12 protein-coding genes are annotated in these 21,526 nt (G+C 73.8%); 1 reads left to right on the forward strand and 11 read right to left on the reverse strand.

The window, feature by feature from the left end; all coding sequences use genetic code 11:
* The 11 genes from ABT034_RS29620 to ABT034_RS29670 form a co-directional block, all read right to left on the reverse strand.
* On the reverse strand, positions 1–10,614 hold a 10,614-nt coding region (locus tag ABT034_RS29620; RefSeq protein WP_351220145.1), incomplete at its 3' end, for a non-ribosomal peptide synthetase.
* Positions 10,614–11,699 carry a 2,3-diaminopropionate biosynthesis protein SbnA gene (gene sbnA, locus ABT034_RS29625; protein WP_351220146.1) on the reverse strand — a complete coding sequence of 362 codons (1,086 nt, stop codon included), beginning with the start codon at positions 11,697–11,699 and terminating at the stop codon, positions 10,614–10,616. The genes sbnA and ABT034_RS29620, both read right to left, overlap by 1 nt.
* 29 nt (positions 11,700–11,728) lie before the next feature.
* Positions 11,729–12,778, reverse strand: coding sequence for a 2,3-diaminopropionate biosynthesis protein SbnB (sbnB, locus tag ABT034_RS29630; protein WP_351220147.1), 1,050 nt, complete (start codon positions 12,776–12,778; stop codon positions 11,729–11,731).
* Positions 12,779–12,893: 115 nt separating this feature from the next.
* Complete coding sequence (locus ABT034_RS29635) at positions 12,894–14,072, reverse strand: acyl-CoA dehydrogenase family protein (protein ID WP_351220148.1); 1,179 nt, start codon at positions 14,070–14,072, stop codon at positions 12,894–12,896.
* Entirely contained in the window at positions 14,069–14,806 is a 738-nt protein-coding gene (locus ABT034_RS29640; protein WP_351220149.1) for a hypothetical protein, read from the reverse strand. Before ABT034_RS29640 ends, ABT034_RS29635 begins: the two co-directional genes overlap by 4 nt.
* On the reverse strand, positions 14,803–15,669 hold the full coding sequence (locus ABT034_RS29645) for a hypothetical protein (protein WP_351220150.1): 867 nt from the start codon (positions 15,667–15,669) through the stop codon (positions 14,803–14,805). The genes ABT034_RS29640 and ABT034_RS29645 overlap by 4 nt, the downstream gene beginning before the upstream one ends.
* A complete protein-coding gene (locus ABT034_RS29650) occupies positions 15,666–15,941 on the reverse strand; it encodes an acyl carrier protein (protein WP_032767757.1) in 276 nt (91 codons plus the stop codon). Before ABT034_RS29650 ends, ABT034_RS29645 begins: the two co-directional genes overlap by 4 nt.
* Before the next feature lie 29 nt (positions 15,942–15,970).
* Positions 15,971–17,272, reverse strand: a complete 1,302-nt coding sequence (locus ABT034_RS29655; RefSeq protein WP_351220151.1) for a type III PLP-dependent enzyme — start codon at positions 17,270–17,272, stop codon at positions 15,971–15,973.
* Positions 17,269–18,672 (reverse strand): preATP grasp domain-containing protein, encoded by a 1,404-nt coding sequence (locus ABT034_RS29660; protein ID WP_351220152.1) that lies wholly within the window; start codon positions 18,670–18,672, stop codon positions 17,269–17,271. The genes ABT034_RS29655 and ABT034_RS29660 overlap by 4 nt, the downstream gene beginning before the upstream one ends.
* Before the next feature lie 17 nt (positions 18,673–18,689).
* On the reverse strand, positions 18,690–19,619 hold the full coding sequence (locus ABT034_RS29665) for a 3-oxoacyl-[acyl-carrier-protein] synthase III C-terminal domain-containing protein (RefSeq protein ID WP_351220153.1): 930 nt from the start codon (positions 19,617–19,619) through the stop codon (positions 18,690–18,692).
* Between the two features lie 215 nt (positions 19,620–19,834).
* The gene (locus tag ABT034_RS29670) at positions 19,835–20,563 is read right to left on the reverse strand and encodes a DUF4097 family beta strand repeat-containing protein (protein WP_351220154.1); all 729 of its coding nucleotides are present in this window, start codon (positions 20,561–20,563) and stop codon (positions 19,835–19,837) included.
* A 251-nt stretch (positions 20,564–20,814) separates the two neighbouring features.
* Between ABT034_RS29670 and ABT034_RS29675 the strand changes: the two genes are divergently transcribed.
* Positions 20,815–21,522, forward strand: coding sequence for an aspartate/glutamate racemase family protein (locus ABT034_RS29675; protein WP_351220155.1), 708 nt, complete (start codon positions 20,815–20,817; stop codon positions 21,520–21,522).
* The last annotated feature ends 4 nt before the right edge of the window (positions 21,523–21,526 follow it).

Consider the following 21,526-nt stretch of genomic DNA (forward strand, 5'->3'; position numbering starts at 1 on the left):
ATACCCCCGGGCCACACCCGCACCCGAGAGGTACAACTCACCCGCCACACCCACCGGAACCGGCCGCAACCCCCCGTCCAGCACGAACACACCCGCGTTGCGGAGGGGACGGCCGATCAGGGTGGCCGTACCGAGGGTGACGTCGTCGTGGGCGCCGTGGGTGGCGACCGCTCCGACCTCGGAGGCGCCGTAGAAGTTCACGAGGCGGGCGGAGGGCAGGCAGGCCCTGAACCGTTCCACGGTGGCGGCGGGAAGCTGCTCCCCGCTGCAGATCCAGACCGTGCAGCCGGCCATGCGCGGCAGTTCGCCGCTGTCGATGAAGGCGTTCAGGAGGCTGGGGACGACGGTGAGGCGGGCGATGCCGTGCCGCACGACGGCGTCCGCGAGATCGGGGACGCTGCGGGCGGTGTCGGCGTCGACCAGGACCGTCGACCCGCCGGACAGCAGCGGGGCGAGGAGTTCGGTGATGCCGTCGATGACGCTGACCGGCGACTTGGCGAGGATGGCGGCCGTGCGCTGCTCGGGGAACTCCTCGGCGAACCAGGTGAGCCGGTTGACGAGGGCCCGGTGCAGACCGGTGACGCCCTTCGGCCGGCCCGTGGAACCGGAGGTGTAGATGACGAAGGCGGGGTGATCCGGCCCGAGGGGGGCGGTCCGCTCCCGGTCGGTCACGTCGGCGTCGGCGTCGGCGTCGGCGTTGGCGTCGGTGTCGGTGGCAGTGCCAGGCAGGTCCTTCCGCTCAGCCGTCGTGCCGGGGTCGTCGAGCAGCAGCCGCGGCAGGTCCGTGTCCGGCAGGGTCCGGGCGGTCGGGCCGTCGGTGAGCAGCAGGGCCGGCCGGGCGTCGTCGAGCATGAGCGCAATTCGCTCCGCCGGGTAGGCGAGGTCGACGGGGAGGTAGGCGGCCCCGGACTTGAGTACCGCGAGGAGTCCGACGATCATCTCCTCGGTCCTCGGCAGCGCGAGCGCCACAAGCCGCTCGGGCCCGGCGCCGCGTGCGATCAGCTGCCGCGCGAGCCGGTTCGCCCGCGCGTTCAGCTCCCCGTACGTCAGCTCCGTACCGCCGAACACGACGGCGACCGCCTCCGGCGACCGTGCGGCCTGGGCCTCGAAGAGGGCGGGCAGGGTGGTGTTCGGGTTGCCGCCGGTGGTGCCGCTCCAGTCGTTCAGGATGCGGTCGCGTTCGGGCTGGGACAGGATCTCGATGCCGCTGACGGGGAGGTCGGGGTCGGCGGCGACCTGTTCCAGGAGGCGTACGAGCCGTGCGGCGACCGAGGTGGCCGTCGACTCGTCGAACACGTCGGCGCTGAACTCCAGGAATCCGTCCAGGCCGTCGGGAGTGCCGTCGTCGTCCTGCTGCTCGACGACGAAGAAGTTCAGGTCGAACTTGACCGAGTCGACGGACGGCGGTTCGAACTCGGCGCGTATGCCAGGGAGTTCGAGTCCTGCATGTTCGTTGTTCTGGAGTACGAGCATGACCTGGAAGAGGGGGTTGCGGCCCATGGACCGCACCGGGTCCAGGACCTCGACGAGCCGTTCGAACGGCACGTCCTGGTGGGCGAAGGCCGAAAGGGAGGTCTCGCGGGCGCGGTCGAGGAGGTCGCGGAAGGCCGGGTCTCCGGACACGTCGGTCCGCAGCACCAGGGTGTTCATGAAGCAGCCCACGAGCTCGTCCAGAGCGTCGTCGAGCCGGCCCGCCACGGGTGAGCCGATCGGCACGTCCTCCCCCGCACCCAACCGCGACAACAACGCGGCCAGACCGGCCTGGAGCACCATGAACACCGAGGCGCCCGACTCCCGCGCCAACCGCACCAGAGCACCGTGAGCCCCCGCGTCGAGCCGGAACGGAACCGTCCCGCCCCGATGCGACATCACCGCCGGCCGCGCACGGTCGAACGGCAACGCCAACTCCTCCGGCATACCCGCCAACCGCTCACGCCAGAAACCCACCTGACGTGCCGCCACACTCGAAGCGTCCGACTCGTCGCCCAGCAACTCCCGCTGCCACACCGCGAAGTCCGCGTACTGCACGGGCAACGCCGACCACTCCGGCGCGCCGCCCCCGCACCGCGCCGCGTACGCACGCGACACATCGCGGACGAGGGGGGCGACGGACCAGCCGTCCCAGGCGATGTGGTGGACGACGAGCTGGAGGAGCTGCTCGTCGGGGCCGGTGCGGTAGAGGTGGGCGCGTACGGGGATCTCGGCCGTCAGGTCGAAACCACGGGCCGCACGGGCCGCCGGCACCACCTCAGCGGCGTCCCCACCCACCAGGTCCACCACGTCCAGCCCCGGCCACACCTCGGCCGCGTCGAGGACCACCTGCCTCGGCTCCCCGTCCACCTCCGGGAACACCGTCCGCAGACTCTCGTGCCGCCCCACCACATCCGCCAGCGCCCCACCGAGGGCCGCCCCATCGAGCGGACCCGACAACCGCACCGCGAAGGAGACGTTGTAGGCGGCCGACTCGGGGTCGAGCCGGTTGAGGAACCACAGCCGTGTCTGGGTGAAGGAGAGCGGAAGGTGGCCGGCGGTGTCCTCGCGCGGAGTCCGGACGAGGGCGGGCCGGACCGTGTCGCCGTTGCCGAGGCGGGCGACGACTCCGGCCACGGTCCGCGCCTCGAAGAGGGTACGGATCGGCAGTTCGACGTCGAGCGCCGACCGGGCCCGGCTCACCATGCGGGTGGCGAGGAGGGAGTGGCCGCCCAGCTCGAAGAAGTCGTCGTCGATGCCTACGTCGGAGATCTGGAGCAGTTCGGCGAAGATGCCGCAGAGGATCTCCTCGACCGGGGTGCGGGGGCCGCGGCCGCGTCGGGTGCGGGTCTCCTCGGGGTCGGGCAGCGCCTTGCGGTCGAGCTTGCCCTGCGGGGTGAGCGGGAGTTCGTCGAGGCTCACGATCGCGGCGGGCACCATGTACTCGGGCAGGACGGCGGCGAGCGCGTCCCGCAGTGCGGCGGCGTCGGCGCCGCCGGGGGTCGCGGGGACCACGTAGGCGACGAGCCGGTCCTCCTGGCCGGGGGTGCTCCGTACGACGGCGGCGGCCTGGCGGACCTCCGGCCGGGCGGCGAGTTCGGTCTCGATCTCGCCGAGTTCGACGCGGAAGCCGCGCAGCTGCACCTGGTCGTCGGCGCGGCCGACGTAGTGGAGCTGTCCGTCGGGGCGCCAGTTCGCCAGGTCGCCCGTGCGGTACATGCGCGCTCCGGCGGGCCCGTACGGGTCGGCCACGAACCGTTTCGCGGTGAGGTCGGGCCGGTCCCGGTAGCCGCGGGCGAGGTTGCCGCCGACGTACAGCTCGCCGACGGCTCCGGCCGGGACCGGGCGGAGTGCCTCGTCGAGGACGTAGACGCGGTGGGCGGCGGTCGGGCGGCCGATCGGCGGGTGGCCGGCGGTGCCCAGCGGGTCGCTGACCGTGGAGGCGAGCACGGCCTCGGTGGGTCCGTAGCCGTTGAACATGCGGACCTGTCCGGCCCAGCGTTCCACGACGTGCGGCGGGCAGGCCTCGCCGGCGACGATCAGGGTGAGGTCGTCGGGGAGCCGGGAGCCCTCGGGGAGGGCGCCGACGACGACCGGCGGCAGTCCTGCCAGGTTGACCCGGTGCCGGTGGAGCAGGTCGACGAGGGGCCGACCGGGGACCCGGCAGTCCTCGTCGGCGACGACGAGGGTGCCGCCGGCGAGCAGGGAGAGGCTGAGTTCCCACACCGAGGCGTCGAAGCTGAACGAGGCGAACTTCAGGACGCGGGCCCGGTGGTCGACGCCGAACTTCTCGACGAGGCTGGCCACCATGGCGGCGAATCCGGCGTGGTCGACCAGGACGCCCTTGGGGCGGCCGGTGGAGCCGGACGTGTAGATGACGTACGCGGGGTGCCGGGGGTCCAGGGGCGCGGGCCGGTCGGAGTCCTCGGGTGCGTGGTCGGGCAGGGCGGCGAGGGCGGCTGCCGTGTCCTGTCCGTCGAGCAGGAGGACGTCGCAGTCGGCGGCGGGCAGCCGGCCGGCGAGCTCCGTGGTGGTCACGAGGGTGGCAGGACCGCTGTCGGAGAGCATGAACGCGATCCGGTCGGCGGGGTACTTGGGGTCGATGGGCAGGTAGGCGGCGCCCGCCTTGAGGACGGCGAGGATCGCCGCGGTCATCTCCACCGGGTCGGACACGGCGAGGGCGACGGTCCGCTCGGGTCCGGCGCCCCGGGCGAGGAGCAGCCGGGCGAGCCGGTTGGCGCGCCGGTCGAGTTCGCCGTACGTGACCTCGGTGTCCCCGGCGACGATGGCGACGGCCCGGGGGTTGTCGGCGACGCGGGACTGGAACAGGGCGGGGATGACGGGCCGGGGCGTGTCGTCGGCCTGGCCGCCCCACTCCGTGACGAGCCGCCGGTGCTCGGCGGTGTCGTCGAGGGTGAGGCGTCCGACGGGGGTGTCGGGGTGGTCGACCGCGGTGCGGACGACCTCGACCAGCTGCCGGAGCGTCTCCTCGACGGCGGTCCGTTCGTGCGCGGTGGGCCGGTACTGGAGGGTGAGTGTGAGCCGGGGGCCGGGGTGGACGAGGACGGCGAGGCCGCGCTCGGCCGCGAGGCGGGTGGTGCCGTCGCCGAGGCGCAGGGCGGGCACGAGCGCGTTGAGTGCGGTCAGGTCGGCGCGCGGCTGGTTCTGGAAGCTGAACACGGTGTCGAACAGGTCGCCGGCGCCCGCGAGCCGCTGCACCTCGCCGAGGCCGATGTGCTGGTGCTCCAGGAGGTCGGTCTGCTGGGCGTAGAGGCGGCGTACGAGGTCGGTGAACGGCTCCGCCGGGTCGAGGGTGACCCGCTGCGGAAGCATGTTGAGGAAGAGTCCGACCATGCCCTCGACGCCGGGGAGTTCCGGCGGGCGGGCGGAGGCGACGGTGCCGAAGACGAGGTCGCCGCGTCCGGTGCGGCGGCCGAGGACCACGGCCCAGCAGGCCTGGAGGACCGTGTTCAGGGTGACGTTGCGGCCGCGGGCCCAGGAGGTGAGGCGTGCGGTCAGGTCCTCGGGCAGTTCGTGGACGAGGGACTCGGGCGGCCGGGAGCCTTCGGCGTGCTCGCCGGTGGACAGCAGGGTGGGTTCGGTGACGCCCGCGAGCGCGGTCCGCCAGGCGGCCCGTGCGGCCTCGGTGTCCTGGGCGGCGAGCCAGGTGAAGTAGTCGCGGTAGGGCGGCGCGGGTGGCAGGACGTCGGCGTCGCCGCCCGCGGCGTACAGGGTGAAGAGTTCGCGGGCGAGGATCCCCATGGACCAGCCGTCCGCGAGGAGGTGGTGCAGGGTCCACAGCAGCCGGACGCGGTCGCCGGGCAGGCGGATCGCGGTGAACCGCAGCAGCGGCGCGGTCGTCAGGTCGAAGCCCCGCTCCCAGTCGGCCTCGGTGAGGCGGGCGCATTCGGCGTCCCGTTCGGCCTCCGACGCCGTCCCGGTGAGGTCGACGTCGGTCCAGGGGGCGCGGACGCGGCCGGCGACGGACTGCACGGGCTGCTCGTCGGGCGCCGCCTCGGGGAAGCTCACCCGGAGCCCGGGGTGCCGGTCGAGGAGGGCGTCGGCGGCGGCGCGGAAGGTGTCGGTGTCGAAGGGTCCCTCGATGTCGAGGACGGTCTGGAGGAGGTAGCTGTCCGTGCCGTTCCGCTCCAGTTCGGCCTGGATGAGCAGGCCCTGCTGGAGCGGGGAGAGCGGCAGGATCTCGGGGCGGGGCCCGTGCTCGGCTGCCTCCGCGGTATGCCGCGCGAGGGTTGTGAGGGCCCGGAACCAGGTGCGGGCGATGTCCTCCGCGTCGGCGTCCCCGAACAGTTCGCCGGCCCAGATCCAGTCCGCGACCAGGTGCGGTCCGTCGGCGCGGTCCTCGGTCACCGGGGTGACGGCGAGGACGTGCCGCAGCGGCATGCGGGGGTGGACGCCGGTGCCGATGACGGCGTCCTCGGTCACCAGGGACCAGTCGCCGCTCGGGGCGTCGGTCTGGAAGCGGCCGAGGTAGTTGAAGCCGATCTCGGGCACGCCGTGGCGGGCGAGGGCGGGGAGGGTCTGCGGGTTGAGGTGGCGCAGCAGGCCGAAGCCGAGGCCGTGGTCGGGGAGGCGGCGCAGCCTGCGCCCGACCTCCTGGAGTGCGGTGCCGGCGCTCTCGCCGCCGGCCCACAGGTCGTCCCAGTCCACGGTGGGGCCGGGGCCGACGAGGACGGGGTAGACGCTGGTGAACCAGCCGACGGTACGCGACAGGTCGACGTCGTCGGTGAACTGTTCGCGGCCGTGGCCCTCCATTTCGACGGTGGTGTCGGCCGGGACGTCCCCGTTGCGGCGGCGCCAGTCGGCGACCGCCATGCCGAGCGCGGTGAGCAGCAGGTCGTTGATCTCGCCGTCGTGGATGCCCCGGACGCCGGAGAGGACGGCGGCCGTCGTGCGGGTGTCCAGCTCCAGGCGCAGCCGGTGGGCGGTGCCGTAGACGTCGCGGAGCGGGTCGAGCGCGCGGTCGCCGAGCGGGGCGGCGCCGGGACTGAACTGTTCTTTCCACAGGGGGAATTCGGCGACCCGGTCGGCGGTCCTGGCGTGGGCGCCGAGCTTGCTCGTCCACTCGCGGTACGAGGTGGGGACCGGGTCCGGGCTGCCGCCCGCGACGGCGGCGGCGAGGTCGGAGACGAGGACGCGCCAGGAGACGCCGTCCACGCACAGGTGGTGGGTGAGCCAGACCAGGCGGCCGGAGCGGCCGGGGCCCCGGTCCACGAGGACGAGCTGGGTCACCTGGCCGGTGTCCGGGGAGAGCCGGGCGCGGGCGAGGTCGGTCTGCTCGCGGACGGCGTCGGCCAGGGCCCGGGGGTCGTCCGCGAGGTGGGAGGCGTCGACATGGCGTACGAGGTCGGCGGCGGTCACCGCGCCCGGCGGGAGCGCTTCGAGGGACCAGAGCCCCTCGACGGGGACGGTGAGCCGGGTGCGCAGGGCGGCGTGCCGGTCGAGGAGGGCGTCGACGGCGGTACGGAGGGTGTCGGCGCTCAGCCCGGCGGGGGTGCGCAGGACGACGAACTGGCTGTACTCGCGGGAGCGTTCGTCGAGGGCGGCGAGGTCCTCGCGCAACTGGTGGGCGATCGGGGCGAGTTCGATCTCGCCGGTGCCGTCGTGGAGGGGGGCGGCGGGGCGTGCGGGGCCGTCGGCGGGGGTGGCGGCGGCGACCGCGCGGGGGGTGCCGTGCTTGCGGATGAGGAGCGGGGTGACGGCGAGGCCGGCCTTGCGGGCGTGGCTGACCGCCTGGATGGCGGTGATGCTGTCGCCGCCGAGCTCGAAGAAGTTGTCGTCGGGGCCTGCGGGGACGCCGAGGACTTCGGTGTAGACGGCGCGGAGGATGACCTCGGCGGGGGCGGCCGAGCCGGGGGCTCCGGGGGCGGCCGGGGTGCCGGGGGCGGTCTGGTCGCCGGTGTCGTGCGCTGCGGTATCGCGGTCGGTCCTCGGCAGCGGCAGCGGCAGCGCCTTGCGGTCGACCTTGCCGTGCGCGGTCAGCGGGAGGGCGTCGAGGACGAGCAGGTGCTGCGGCACCATGTACTCCGGCAGGGTCGCCGCCAGGTGGGCGCGGAGCGAGCCGGTGCCGAGGGGGGCGCCCTCGCGGGGGACGCAGTGGGCGACGAGGTGCTTGCCGCCTGAGGCGTCGCCCACGACCGTGACGACGGCGTCGGCGACGTCCTCGTGGCGGCGCAGGGCGGTCTCGATCTCGCCGAGTTCGATGCGGTGGCCTCGGATCTTCACCTGGTGGTCCCTGCGTTCCAGGAAGACGAGTTCGCCGCCGTCGTCCCAGTGGACGCGGTCGCCCGTGCGGTACATGAGGGATCCTGCGGGGCCGTACGGGTCGGCGACGAAGGTGCTCGCCGTACGGCCCGGGTCGCCGAGGTAGCCGCGGCCGACGCCCGCGCCCGCAACGTACAGCTCGCCGGGCGTGCCGTGCGGCAGGGGCCGCAGGTCGTCGCCGAGGACGTACAGGCGGGTGTTGCGGACGGGGGCGCCGATGGGGACGGGCCGGTCGGAGGCGGGGGCGCGCCGGATGTGCGCGTGGGTGACGTCGTCGGAGCACTCGGTGGGTCCGTAGGCGTTGACGAGGGGCGTCCCCGGGTGGCGGGCGAGCCAGCGGCGGCAGAGGTCGGCGGGGAGGGCCTCGCCGGTGACCATGAGGTGGCGCAGGCCGGGCAGGTCCACGCCGGTGCCGGTGAGGTCCCAGGCGTCGAGGGCGGCGCGCAGCAGGGAGGGCACGACCTCCAGGACGGTGACGCCGTCGGCGGCGGCGAGCGGGAAGAGGAGGTCGGGGTCGGCCGCGGTGTCCCGGCCGACGACGCGCACCCGGCCGCCGACGACGAGCGGGGCGAGCATCTGCCAGACGGAGATGTCGAAGGTGACGGGGGCGTTCTGGACGAGCGTGTCCCGCTCGGTCAGCGCCAGGTCGTCGACCTTGGCGAGCAGGTGGTTGACCATGCCCGCGCGGTGCACCATGGCGCCCTTGGGCTGCCCGGTGGACCCGGAGGTGAAGATCACGTACGCCAGGTCCCGGGGCGCGCCGGCGAGCGGCGCGAGGCCGTCCAGGGGGTCCTCCGCGCCGTCGGGGGTGACGATCCGCACGGGGTGTCCTGCGGCCGCGGCGGCCTGCTCGGCGAGGGGGCGGTGCGGCGCGTCCGCGATCAGGTGGTCGATGCCGTGGTCGGCGAGGAGGGCGGCCGTGCGGGCGAGGGGCGCGTGCGGGTCGAGCGGTACGTAGGCGGCGCCGGCGGCGATGACGGCGAGTACCGAGGTCACGTAGCCGGCGCCGGGGGTGACGAGCACGCCGACGAGGCCCGTGCCGGGCAGGGTGCGGGACAGTGCGGAGGCGCGGGCGACGAGGGAGGCGTACGTGAGGCGGACGTCGTCGTCCTCGACGGCGACCGCGCCGGACCGCCGGGCGGCCTGCTCCCGGACGCGCTCGACGACGCAGGTGAAGTCGGCGGGCCGCTCGGGGCCCGAGGCGGTACGCAGCCAGGCGGGACGGCCGCGGCCTCCGGGCGAGGCGGCGCGGGGGCCTTCGGGCGACGGGGTGCCGCGGTCCCCGGGCGACGGGGTGCCGTGGCCTCCGGGCGACGACTCGCCCTGGCCTGCGCGCGGGAGAACGCCCTGGCCCCCGGGCGACGGCTCGCCCTGGCCTGCGGGGAACGGCTCGCCTTTGCCTCCGGGCGACGGCTCGCCCAGGCCTGCCCGCGAGGGAACGCCCTGGCCCGCGCGCGGCGGAACGCCCCGCCCTTCGGGCGACGAACCGCCCCGGCCTGCTCGCGCGGAGGCGCCGTGGGCTCCCTGCGCGGGGATGCCCGGCAGGTCGTCGGGGATGTCCAGGCTGCCCACGCGGTCCTCGTCCGCGGCCGTGGCGAACCGTCCGACGAAGGCGGCGAGCCTCGCGAGGTGGTGTGCGGTCTCGGCGTCGGTGTAGCGGTCGGGGTTGCCGTTGAGGTGGATCTCGATGCCGTCGCCGGGGGTCTCGACGAGCGTGACCATCACGTCGTCGACGAGGCCGGTGGACAGGTTGTGCACCTCGGCCGTGCACGGGCCGAGGCCGAGGCCGGTCTGCTGCGGCAGCAGGTTGACGAAGGGGCCGAAGGGACGGCGGTCGTCGCTGCGCAGCCCCATGCCGCGGCGGATCGCGCTGACCCGGTGCCGCTGGTGCCGCAGGACCTGGGCGAGCTCCCGGGAGGTGAGCCGGAGCAGTTCCGCCTTGGTGAGGGCGGGGCGTACCGGTACGCGCAGGGGCAGGTAGTTGGCCATCATGCCGGGCACGGCCCGCTGGCGGGCGTTCATCCGGGCGGTGGCCGGCAGGGTCAGCAGCACCTCTTCGGTGCCGGCGACCCGCTGGGTGTAGAGGGCGGTGGCGGCCATCGCCACGGTGGGCCAGGTGACGTCCGAGCGGCTCGCGCTGTCGCGGAGGGCCCGTACCGTCTCGTCGGGCAGGACGACGGAGTGGCGGAGGAATCCGCTGGGGAGCCCGGCGGCGGTGGGCCGGCGGGACAGCGTGACCGGCTCCGGCGGCTCGGGGAAGCGCCGCTGCCAGAACTCCGCGTCGCGGCGGGCCGGTCCGGACGCGCGGTACGCGGTCTCGGCGTCGACCAGGTCGCGCAGGGGCGGCAGGGCCGTACCGGGCGCGTGGCCGTCCGGGTCCGCGGCGTACAGCTCGGCGAGCCGGCGCCACAGGACCGTCTGGCTGAAGCCGTCGCACAGCAGGTGGTGCACGCACAGGTAGAAGAAGGCGCGGTCGGGGGCGACGGTGAGGACGGCGGTCCGCATCAGCGGGAAGTCGTCGATGCCCATGGGGACGGCGAGGTCCCGCCGCATCCACGCGCGGGCCGCCTCCGCGGGGTCGTCCGCGTGCCGCAGGTCGGCCTCGGTCAGCGGCGGCTCGGGGAGCGGTTCGATGCTCTGGCGCGGTTCGCCGTCGACGTCGGTGAAGCGGGCCCGCAGGCATTCGGCCTCTTCGGCGAGCCGGCGGAGCGCGGTGCGGAAGCGGCCGGTGTCGAGCGGGCCCCGGATGTCCAGGTATCCGGCCGAGTTGTACGCGCTGCTGCGTCCGGCGGCCCGCGCGTCGAGCCAGATCTCCACCTGGCCCGCGGTGAGCGCCGGTCCGGCGCCCGGAGTCGATGTCATCACAGGCTCCCAGTGGTGGTCGGGCCGACCCGGACGGGATCGGCGGGATGGTGCGGGGCGGGCGGGACGTGGGAGGGGCGGCGGCCGCGGGCCCTCGGGGCGGGCGGCGGCGGTGTGAAGGGGTCCTCGGTGAGGGTCTCCGGCCCGAACGCGTCGCCGACCCAGGCGTCGTCGTACACGGTGTCCAGATACCGCTCGCCGAGGTCGGGGGCGATGGCGACGGCGGTCAGGTCGGTGGCGCCGGGCCGGTTCTCGCGCAGCCAGCGGACGGCGCCGCTGAGCACGGTGCCGGTGGAGCCGCCGAGCAGGAAGCCTTCGCGGAGCAGCGCCCGGCAGGCGCGCACGGTGTCCTTCTCGGGGACGATGACGACGTCGTCGACGAGTGACGCGTCGAGGAGGGCGGGCCGCACGCTCGTGCCCACGCCGGGGATGAGCCGGGGGGCGGGCTCGCCGCCGAAGTTGACCGAGCCGGCCGCGTCGACGGCGACGATGGTCACCGCCGGGTTGTGCTCGCGGAAGAACCGGGCGCAGCCCATCAGGGTGCCGGTGGTGCCCGCGCCGACGAAGAGGAGGTCGAGGTCGGGGAAGGCCTTGGCGATCTGCGGGGCGGTCGACTGGTAGTGCGCGGTCCAGTTGCCCGTGTTGGCGTACTGGTTGAGCCAGTGGAAGTCGTCGTGCTCCTCGCACAGCCGGCGGACCAGGTCCAGGCGCGCGCCGAGAAGGCCCCGCTCCGGGTGCGGCCGGGAGACCACGCGTACGTCGGCGCCGAGCCGCTGCATCAGCCTGCGGGACGCCTGGGTGCACCGCGAGTCGGTGATGCAGACGAACCGGTAGCCCCGGCTGACGGCGACCAGGCTGAGGGCCACGCCCAGGTTCCCGGACGAGCTTTCGACGATGGTCATGCCGGGGCGGAGCGCCCCGGTGCGCTCGGCGGACTCCACCATCTCGTTCGCGGCGCGGAGTTTGACCGAGCCCGCGAAGTTGAAGCCCTCGCATTTCAGGTAGAGGGGATATCCGGTGACCCGCCGGACGTCGACGAAGAGGTCGTCGACGTCGAATTCCTGCGGCGTCGTGATGACTGGCATGCGTCTGCTCCCGCCCGCTGCGCGCGTGTTCAGGCCGTGGTGGTCTGCCGCTGTCCGTAGCGGTCCAGTTCGTGGAAGAAGTCGTCGACGACGTGGAGTTCACCGGCGTCTCGGACGAGGTCGTGGACGTACTTGCCGACGGCGAGGTCGAGCACGCCGAGGCCGAAGGGGGAGAACACCAGCGGCAGCGACGGATCGGGCCGTACGGACCCGGTGATCACGTCGTACAGGGTGCCGGTGATGAACTCGCGGTTTCCGGTGCGCTGTTCGGCGAGGTGGACCGAGGTGTCGGCCTTGAGGCAGTGCTCGATGTCGTCGACGATGTTGGCCGAGGCCAGGACGACCTCGGGTGCCAGGTCGCGCAGCGAGACGTTCAGGACGAGCGGGCGGTGGGCGAAGAGCCCGGGGTCGGTGACGTGCGGCGCGCCGGCGACGGTCGCGAAGACCACGAGGTCGGAGGAGCGCAGCAGGTCCTCCGAGGTCTCGTGGACGGTGACGGGGGCCCGCTCGCCGGTCTGCTCCAGGTAGACGCGGAACTCGCGGGCGTACTCGGGGCGCAGGTCGTGGACGCCCACGTGCTCGAACTCCCAGCCGGTGGCGGCCAGGAAGGTGTGGATGTAGCGGGCGATGAGGCCGGTGCCCACGATGCCGAGCCGCAGCGGCCGGGGGCGGCCCCGGGAGAGCCGGTCGGCGGCGAGCGCGGCGGACGCTGCGGTCCGGACGGCGCTGATGATGGAGCCTTCCATGCAGGCGAACGGGTAGCCCGTGGCGGGGTCGTTCAGGAGGAGGGCCGCGGAGGCGCGGGGCAGGCCGGAGGTGATGTTGCCGGGGAAGCTCGATATCCACTTGATGCCGTCGACGCCGATGTCACCGCCGCAGGAGGCGGGCAGCGCGATGATCCGCGCGTCGGGCCGGTCGGGGAAGCGCAGGAAGTACGAGGGCGGGTTGACGGTCCGGCCCGCTCCGTGGAGCCGGTAGGCGTCCTCCACGATCTCCACGACCTGTTTCTCGCGGCCGGAGAGGGCGCCCTGGACCTGCGCGCCCGGTATCACCGAGAAAGCCGGGGACGGCTTCACCATGACTGTGTCCACCTTTTCAGACGATGACGTGCTCGGCTCGGCCGAGGACGGTGAAAGTGCATGCTTGTGCCGGGCCCTGACGGCGGGCTGATCCACCGCTGACAGGACGGCGCTCTCAGCGCGTGGCGAGGGGTGGTGCGGCGCGGTCGATCTTTCCGCCGAGCAGCCCCTGGAAGAGGTTCAGCCGCTGCATGTGGGCGGTGCCTTCGAGGAATTCCATCGCCCGGGCGTCCCGGGTGAGTTTGTCGAGCAGCGGGTGGTCGAGGCGGGCGCCGGGCCCGAAGAAGGAGCAGGCCGCCAGGGTGGTGTCCTCGGCGAGCCGGGCGGTGCGCAGCTTGGCGGCGGAGGCCAGGTGGCCGTCCGTGCCGCGGGCGTCGACGGCGGCGGCGGCGTGGTGCACCAGGAGGCGTGCCGCGTCGACGCGCCGGCCGAGGTCGTCGAGCCGCTCGCGTTCGGCGGCGCGCAGGGTGCCGCGGTGGGCGGTGACGTACTCGAGGGCGGCCCGGGCGATGCCGACGGAGATGGCGGCGACGCCGGGTCGCAGCAGGTTGAAGGTCTGGACGAAGGCCCACACGCCGCGCCGGGTGGCGGGCAGGTGCCGGCCGAGGAAACGGTCCTCGGGGACGACGACGCGGTCCATGGCGATGGAGCTGATCCGGGCGCCGCGCAGTCCGATCATGTCGAGCGGTTCGGCGCGGAAACCAGGGTCCGCGGTGTCGACGAGGACGGCGGTGATGCCGAGCGGTCCCGGCCTGCTGCGGGCGAACACGACGCCGAGCTGGGCGCGGGACGCGTTGCCGACGTAGCGTTTCTCGCCGCTCAGCAGGGCGCCGCCGCCCTGGGCGGGGGTGAGGGTGCTGCGCATCGCGGCGGCGTCGGAGCCGCCGTCGGGTTCGGTCAGGGCGAAGCAGGTCCACAGCGGTTCACTGAGCATCCGGCCGTAGAACCAGCGTTTCTGGTCCTCGTCCGCGAAGAGGCCGACGGCGACCCCGGCGAGGAGCGGACCCGGCGCGGCGACGAGCGTGCCGACGTCGGCGCAGGCCAACTCCTCCATGACGATGGCCCGTTCGAGGGCGGAGTCGCCGTAGAAGCGGTATCCGTCGATCTTCTCCGGCTCGTGACCGTACGCTTCGGGTATGCCCATGGTGGCCAGGTGGCGCACGGCCGGCAGGTGGAAGTGGCGGCGGACGGCTTCCGGGTCGCGGTCGATCTCCAGGGCGAGCGGGCGCAGGTCCGCGCCCCATGCGCGCATGCGGCCGCGGAGCGCCGCGAGGCGTGCGTCCACGAAGGTCATGGCGTGCCCTCCCCGCCGGTGTGGGCCTCGGCGAGCAGCTCCGAGACGTGGACGGTCATGCCGGGGCTGTCCCTGAGGTAGCCCGAGGCCCCGAGCAGCCGTACCTGTTCGCGGTCGGCGGCGGTGATCCGGCGGTGCAGGTGGTGCAGCATGCCGGTGTCGAGAGCGCCCGGGGCGGCCCCGGTCAGTACGGCCCGGACCTCCAGGTGCTCGACGAGGACGTCGGCGACGGTGCCCTTGACCAGCTGCTGCTGGAGCAGGGTGGAGTCCCCGGTCCGCCGCTGCGCGAGACGGGCGACACAGGCGGCCCGCAGCCCTTCGGAGAGCCCGAGCCGCAGCCACACCAGGCCCAGGGCGTACGTGGCACCGGGCCCCCCCGTACCCAGGGTGTACGCGGCACCCGGGGCCCCGCCGGGCGCGCCCGGGAGGCTGTCGCCGTCCGGGCCCGGCCGGGTGGTCCGGGTCGTGAGTACGGCGCCGCCCGGGAGGGCGGTCTCGGTCGGCGGGGTCTCCCGTCGGCGGTCGCGGGGGTGGCGCAGGCCGTCGGTCCAGATCTCCTCGGCCTCCGCGTGGGTCCGGGCGTCGACCACGGCGTGCCCGGCGGGTCCGCACGGCAGCAGGCCGGGCAGGACGGCGGTGCCGAGCGCGGCGAGCGCGGGGGCGAGACCCTCGTGCCGGGCCGTGCCGTGGACGAGTTCGAGCAGCGCCGTACCGTCGGGCGCGAGCGTGGTCACGCGTCCGTCCTGAGCAGGCAGGCGCTGAGTTCGCCGGTCTCCGGATCGTGGTCGAGCAGCGCGAGACGGTCCTCGTGCGGGGCCCGGCCCGCCTCGGCGACCAGCTCGGTCAGGGCCGCGGAGGCCGGGAGCCCGGCCGGTGCCGGCAGCCGGCGGCCGGTGCGGCCGGGCAGCGCGGCCCCGGGGTCGAGGCCGGGGCCGAGGACGAGCGGGACGTCCGGGCCGCAGCCGAGGCCGTCGAGGAGCGCCGGGGCCAGGCCCGGCACGTCCTCGGCGCCGACGCCGGAGGTGCGGCGCACCGCGAGCTCTCCGGCCGCGCCGTCGACGGTGAACAGCAGGGCGACTCCCGCGTCACCGGCGAGGTCGCGGCCCGTCTCGTACGGCAGGGTCGCCTGGTCGAGGACGAACACGGCGGCCGAGCGGTATCCGTGCCGCCGGACGTACCGCCCGGCCAGCTCCAGGGCGACGAAGGGCGCCGCGGAGCCGCAGTCGGCGACCGTGAGCACCTGCGGGTCGCCGGGGACGAGCACGGAAAGGGCGGTGACCGCGGCGAGCCGGCAGTCCAGGTCGGGGGTGGCATGGGCGACGACGACGAGTTCGGCCTCCACGGGCCCGGCCGACAGTTCGGCGAGCAGCGCCGCGGCCATGACGGCGAAGGTGTTGCCGGTGCCGCGGGCGGCGACCTCGGGGCGGTGCTCGACCCCGTAGAGCGTGGTGAGGTCGGCGAAGTGCCGTGCGGAGAAGGCGTCGTCGATCCGTGCCGTGCCCTCGGGGAACGTACGGTGCGCGGCCGCCGCGAGCCGCAGCGGGAACACTCCGGTGTCCTCGGCGGCGCGGGGTGCCTGGGCGGGCTGCACGGTCATCCCCTGGCACCCGTTTCGGCGGCGATGAAGTCGGTGAGGGAGCGCACGCTCGCGAAGTGCGCCATCTCGAGGGAGTCCGTGTCGAACTCGATGTCCAGCGACTCCTCGAGACGCATCAGCATCTCGAAGACGCCCGTCGAGTCGAGGCCCAGCTCGTCGAAGAGCCGGGAGTCCTCGGTCAGTTCCGGCAGGTCGTAGTCGAGCACGTCGTGGAGGGCCGCGGAGATCTCGGAGACGATCCGGGCGCGGTCGGTGGTGGTCGGAGCGGTCATGGCGGGAGTCCTTCCGGCGGTGGTCGGGGTCAGTGGGTGGCGGTGGTGCGGGTCCGGAGTACGGCCGCCGGGAGCCGCTGCTTGCTCAGCAGGTCGTCCGGGCGGTCGGCCTCGCGGACGAGGTGGGCGTGTCCGTCGACGACGAGCACCTCGGCGGGGTAGCCGTGGCTGAGGAAGTTCACGGGCGAGGCGGTGGGGCCGTACGCGCCGGAGCGGTCCACGCCGAGCAGGTCGCCCGGGGCGAGCGGCGGCAGTTCGATCTTCTTGGCCAGGGTGTCGTTCGGGGTGCACAGCGGTCCGGTGACGTTCCACGTCTCCGTGCCGGTCTCGTCGCCCGCGGCGCCGCTGATCAGGCGCATGGGGAAGTTCCGCTTGACGAAGGAGCCGATGCCGACGGCCGCCATGTGGTGGTGGGTGCCGCCGTCGGTGACGGCGAAGCGCTCCCCGAGCGAGGTCTTCACGTACCGGACGCGGAGGACGTACGTGCCGGCCTCGGCGGTCAGGTAGCGGCCGAGTTCCATGACGAGCCGGGTGCGCGGGTGCCGGTCGGCGAAGGCGGCCACGACGGGGTTGAGGTCCGCGGCGAGCACCGGGAGGTCGAGGTCGTTCTCGCCGTCGAAGTAGGCGACGCCGAGGCCGCCGCCGATGTCGACGAGCTCCAGGTCGAAGCCGAGCGCGGCGGAGAGGCGTTCGGCCAGCTCGAAGATGCGCGTGGAGTTCTCGACGACGGACTGCTCGCTGAGGATGCGGGTGCCCATGTAGACCTGTACGCCCATCAGTCGGACGTGCGGGAAGCGCTGGGCGAGGCCGGTGTCGGCGAACAGCTGTGCCTCGTCGATGCCGAACTGGCGGGGCTTGCCGCCCATGGTGAGGCCGGAGCCCTTCACCGAGAAGGCGGGGTTGACGCGCAGGGCGACGGGCGCCCGCTCGCCGCGCTCCCGGGCCAGTTCGTCGATGACGGCGAGTTCCTGGAGCGACTCGCAGACGACGGCGGCCACGCCCTCGTCGAGGCAGGCGGCCAGTTCGGCGCGGCTCTTGCCCGGGCCGAGGAAGATGATGTCCTCGGGGGCGACGCCGGCCCGGCGGGCGGTGAGGAGCTCGGTCAGCGAGCAGACCTCGGCGCGGGCGCCGTGCGCGTGGAGCAGGGCGCAGACGGCGACGTTGGGGTTGGACTTGAGGGAGAAGAAGATTTCGAGGCGGGGGTCGAAGGCCTCGCGGAGCTCCCGCATGCGGCCTTCGAGCGCGTCCCCGTCGTACAGGTAGAAGGGGGTGCCGTAGGTCTCGGCGAGTTCGGCGACGGGGATTCCCTGGACCTCGTGTCGTGTGGTCATGCCGCGTTGTCCTTCCGTGCCGCGAGTCGCGCGGCGATCTCCGTGTCGAGGGTGCCGATGCGGGCGTCCGATTCCTCCACGAGGACCCCGTACAGGCGTCCGTCGACGGTCGGCGCGGCGGGGCTCTCGGCGGGGCCGCCGGGGAAGCTCTCGGCGAAGGCCGCGTTGACCGTGGCGTGGTTGTTGACGAGCAGGCCGGTCCCCCGGTCCGCGTCGAAGAGGAGCCCGTCGAGCAGGTCGCGGGTCTCCGCGAACGGCAGGGGCGCGGCGAGCCGGAGCGGGTAGTGGCGGGCGACGGCGATCCGGCCGTCCCGGACGAACCGCTCCTCCAGGCCGACCTGGTAGGTCGACATGTTGTGCCGGGCGTTGATCTCCACGACCGGGTAGAGGCCGCCGTCGGGGTCGACCATGGCGTCCACGCCGACCACGCCGAAGTAGCCGTCGGCGGCGAGGCGCTTGCCGAGTCGCTCGGCGGCGTCGCGGACCGCGTCCCGCTGGGCGGCGGTGAGCCGGGCGGGCATCCGGTGCCCCTTGTGCACCCCGCCCTCGGTGAGCTGTTCCTTGACGAAGTCGAAGCGTACGGAGCCGTCGCGGCCGACCGTGAACTGGTAGTTCAGGTCCGTCTCCTTGGCCACCCATTCCTCGACGACGAAGGCGACGGACCCGTTCCCCGAGCGGTCCGCCTGCTTGCGCACCATGCCGAGGATCCGGTCGGCCCTGCGCCGGCTCTCCAGTACGGCGATGCCCTTGCCGGAGACGCCGAACGCCTCCTTGACCACGTACCGGGTGCCGCTGTCGTCCGTGGCGGCGGCGAAGGCCGCGGCGAGTCCGTCGAGGGTGTCGCAGGCCCAGCCGCGGGGCTGGCGCAGCCCGAGCTCGTCGGCGACGCGGCGGCTGTACACCTTGCTGTTGACCGCCTTGCAGACGTCCGGGCCGGGTCCGGCGAGCGGCAGTCCTGCCGCCTCGGTGAAACGCCGCTCGTCCGTGGAGATGCCGTGCGCGGTGACCTGGCAGCCCTGCGCCGACAGCGCGGACAGGGCCGCCAGCAGCGCCGGGTCGTCGAGGGCGTCCTCGGTGACCGTGCGCTGCGGGTCCTGCCGGCCGGGCACGTGGATGCGGGGCAGGTCGACGCCGAGTCCGGCGAGGAAGGCGAGGTAGTCGTCGTCCGGCCGGGTCTTGAGGACGACGTGGTCGCCGGCGCCGCCGAGGAACAGGGCGAACTCGTCCATGTGGTTGACCACGGCTCCGGCCGTCGCCGCCGAGAGACGTGGCAGGGTGTGCTCGCCCTCCGCCCACTGCTGCTCCACCTCGAAGTTGCCGAGGAACAGCAGCGGGGTCTCGGGCGCCCCGGTCAGGGCTGTCGCGAGCCGCGCTCGGAAGCCCGGGAGTGTGCCGCTCATGTGCCGTCCTCTCGGTGTCAGTGCTGGAGGACCGTCGCCGCGAACGACTGGCCGAGGCCGGCGGAGGTCATCAGGTAGAGGCCTCCGGGCCGCAGCAGGCCGAGTTCGCGCGCGGACTGGTAGTTGACGAAGGGGTCGGCGCAGAAGCAGTGGCCGGTCTTCGCGATGTTGTCCAGGAAGATGCGGTCCTGGGAGATGCCGAGGTTCTTCGCGGCGACCGTCCACGAGACGCGGTTGACGTTGTGCGGGAGCACGAGGTCGAGGTCGCCGATGCCGATCCCGGCGGCGGCGAGCGCGCCGTGGATGACCTCGGACATGACGTCCTGGTAGATGCGCTTGGCCTCCCTGGCCCCCTCGGGGTCCAGGTCGATCACGCCGTCGTCCCGGCCGATGATGCGGGCCTGGTAGCCGAGGACCCGGTCGCGGGGGCCGTCCGCGCTGACGAGCAGGGCCGTCATGCCCTCGCCCATGATGGAGACGTCCTCGACCCACTGGGAGAACGGAGTGAACGTCTTGTCGCCGGCCAGGACCAGGGCGAGGGCGCCGGGGTCCGGGTCGGCGGCCAGCAGGGTGCCCGCCACGTCGAGGGCGAGCAGTCCGGTCGCGCAGCCGTGGTCGGCCACGGAGAACACGGTCGCGTGGCGCAGTCCGAGCGCCTCGCGCACCTGCTGGAGGGGGTTGACGGGGTAGGGCGCGGTGGTGCGCAGCCCCTTGGCGCGCACCACGTAGCGCACGCGGTCTTCCTGGCCTGCGAGGGCCTCCAGCTTCCCGGCGGCCGCGAGCAGCAGCTCGGCCTCGGACTGGTCGGGCGCCTGGCAGATCCGCTCCAGGCCGTAGAGCCTGGTGAACCTGCGTACCTGCTGGTCGGTGAGACCCAGCGGTTCACGCAGTTCTTCCACGGGTATGGCGGGTGGCAGATAACTCGACACCGCTTCGAGCGAGGTCATGCGCCGGGCCTCCTTGAGTGGTCGGAGCCACTCCAGACTCTTCAGAGGCGCTGACAGGGGGCTGACACGGCGCTGATCGCCACCGCCGCCGACGCCGCGAGGGCGTACGGACGGCGGGTGGGCGGCGGTCGTACGGAGGTGGGGACGGCGGCTGTACGCGGTGGGGGTCGCGGTCGTACGGAGGTGGGGCGGGCGGGCTCGGGCCCGCCCGGTGCTCAGCTGTTCCTGACGGTGATGTCGCCGTTGCTGGTGCGCACCCCGAGCTCGTACTTGCCGGCCGGGTCGCTGGGCACGTCGATGGTCTGGTCGCCGTTGTTGGAGTCGACGGTCACCTTGTAGCTGGCCCGCGGCACGGTGAGGGTGACGTCACCGTTGGAGGTCTGGGCGCGGACGTCGGCGGGGGTGTCCGGGGACAGGTTGATCTTGCCGTTGGAGGTCTGGGCCTGGATCCGGTCGCCCTTGATGCCGGTGCCGTTGATCTGGCCGTTGCTGGTCCGCACCTGGACGGTGCCGGTGACCCCGTTCATCTCGACGCGGCCCGAGCTGGTCGTCACCTCGACGGAACCGACCTGGGCGAGGCGGATCGCCCCGCTGGAGACCTCGCCGCTGACCGGGATGCCGGCCGGCACGTCGACGGTGTAGTTGACCGAGCAGCGGTTGCCGCAGCCGCCGAGGACGAGCACGCCGTTCTCGATCCGGTGGGTGGCTCCCTGGGGCCGCTCGCCCTGGAACTCGATCTTGCGGTGCAGCGCGAAGGCGCCGTCCTTGACCCCGTTGACCGTGACACCGCCCGATCCGTTGTCGAGGCGGACCGAGGTGATCTTGCCGGAGAGGTTGCTGTCGTCCTCGTACGTCTCCCCCTGCACCATTCCGCAGGAGGCGAGCGACACGACGGCGGTGCCGGACACGGCGAAGATCCCGAGGCCGCGGAGTAACTGGCGCATGAAGGTCCCTCAGTTCTGGAGAGTGGCCCGAACGGGCACGGGGGGGGGAGAGCCGGTCCGGGCCCCTGGTGGACCCGGCGCTCTGCGACGCTATCGCACGTGCAACGGAGCGACCATGGGGCAAACCCCCGGGTCCTGGAGCGGGTTGCCCGTACCCCCGGAGGGGTGGCCCGGGGCGGTGCGGGAGGCCGTCGGCGGGCCGGTCAGCGCGGTGTCAGCGGGGTGTCAGCGGCGGGGCCCAGCATCGTGCCATGACTGCGGCGACGACCCCGCCTCCGGGCAGAACGCTGGGCGTACTCGGCGGGATGGGGCCCGCGGCGACCGCGGAGTTCCTCCGTCTCCTGGCCGACGACGTGCCGGCCTCGCGGGACCAGGAACACCCCCGGATCGTCATGCTCTCCGACCCCTCCGTGCCCGACCGCACGGCGGCGATCCTCGGCGGCGACACCGAGGCGGCCCGGCGCATTCGCAAACATCTGTTCACCCTCGTCGAATGGGGGGCCGATCTGCTCGCGATCCCCTGCAACACCGCGCACGCGCTGCTCGACGACATCGCCTCCGAACTTCCCGCCCCCCTCGTGGACATCGTCGACGCGACCCTCGACGAGGCGGTACGGCTGAGCCCGGAGGGCGGCTGGCTCACGGCCACCACCGGAACCGTGGCCAGCGGCCTGTACCAGAAGCGGGCGGCGACGCGCGGTTACCCGCTGCACGTCCCCGGCGACGCGGAGCAGGAGCGCGTCCACACCGCCGCCGGGCTCGTGAAGGCCGGGCGGACCATCGAGGCCGCCGGCGCCTTCCAGGACGTCGTGGAATCCCTGTGGCGGCGGCGCTCCCTCCCGGTGCTCGCCGCCTGCACCGAACTCCCGCTCGCCCACCGGGCCTCGGCGCTGCCGCCGGAGTCCATGGTCTCCAGCCTGCGGGCGCTGTCCCGCGCCTGCGCCGCCGCACTGTACTGAGGAG

The organism is Streptomyces sp. NPDC002773, assembly GCF_040295605.1.
Lineage (GTDB): Bacteria > Actinomycetota > Actinomycetes > Streptomycetales > Streptomycetaceae > Streptomyces.

Bases quoted from the DNA above. Each gene is read 5' to 3' on its own strand.
- sbnA (WP_351220146.1), bottom strand. From the start codon at position 11,699: ATGCCAGTCATCACGACGCCGCAGGAATTCGACGTCGACGACCTCTTC.
- sbnB (WP_351220147.1), bottom strand. From the start codon at position 12,778: ATGGTGAAGCCGTCCCCGGCTTTCTCGGTGATACCGGGCGCGCAGGTC.
- ABT034_RS29635 (WP_351220148.1), bottom strand. From the start codon at position 14,072: ATGACCTTCGTGGACGCACGCCTCGCGGCGCTCCGCGGCCGCATGCGC.
- ABT034_RS29645 (WP_351220150.1), bottom strand. From the start codon at position 15,669: ATGACCGTGCAGCCCGCCCAGGCACCCCGCGCCGCCGAGGACACCGGA.
- ABT034_RS29650 (WP_032767757.1), bottom strand. From the start codon at position 15,941: ATGACCGCTCCGACCACCACCGACCGCGCCCGGATCGTCTCCGAGATC.
- ABT034_RS29655 (WP_351220151.1), bottom strand. From the start codon at position 17,272: ATGACCACACGACACGAGGTCCAGGGAATCCCCGTCGCCGAACTCGCC.
- ABT034_RS29660 (WP_351220152.1), bottom strand. From the start codon at position 18,672: ATGAGCGGCACACTCCCGGGCTTCCGAGCGCGGCTCGCGACAGCCCTG.
- ABT034_RS29665 (WP_351220153.1), bottom strand. From the start codon at position 19,619: ATGACCTCGCTCGAAGCGGTGTCGAGTTATCTGCCACCCGCCATACCC.
- ABT034_RS29670 (WP_351220154.1), bottom strand. From the start codon at position 20,563: ATGCGCCAGTTACTCCGCGGCCTCGGGATCTTCGCCGTGTCCGGCACC.
- ABT034_RS29675 (WP_351220155.1), top strand. From the start codon at position 20,815: ATGACTGCGGCGACGACCCCGCCTCCGGGCAGAACGCTGGGCGTACTC.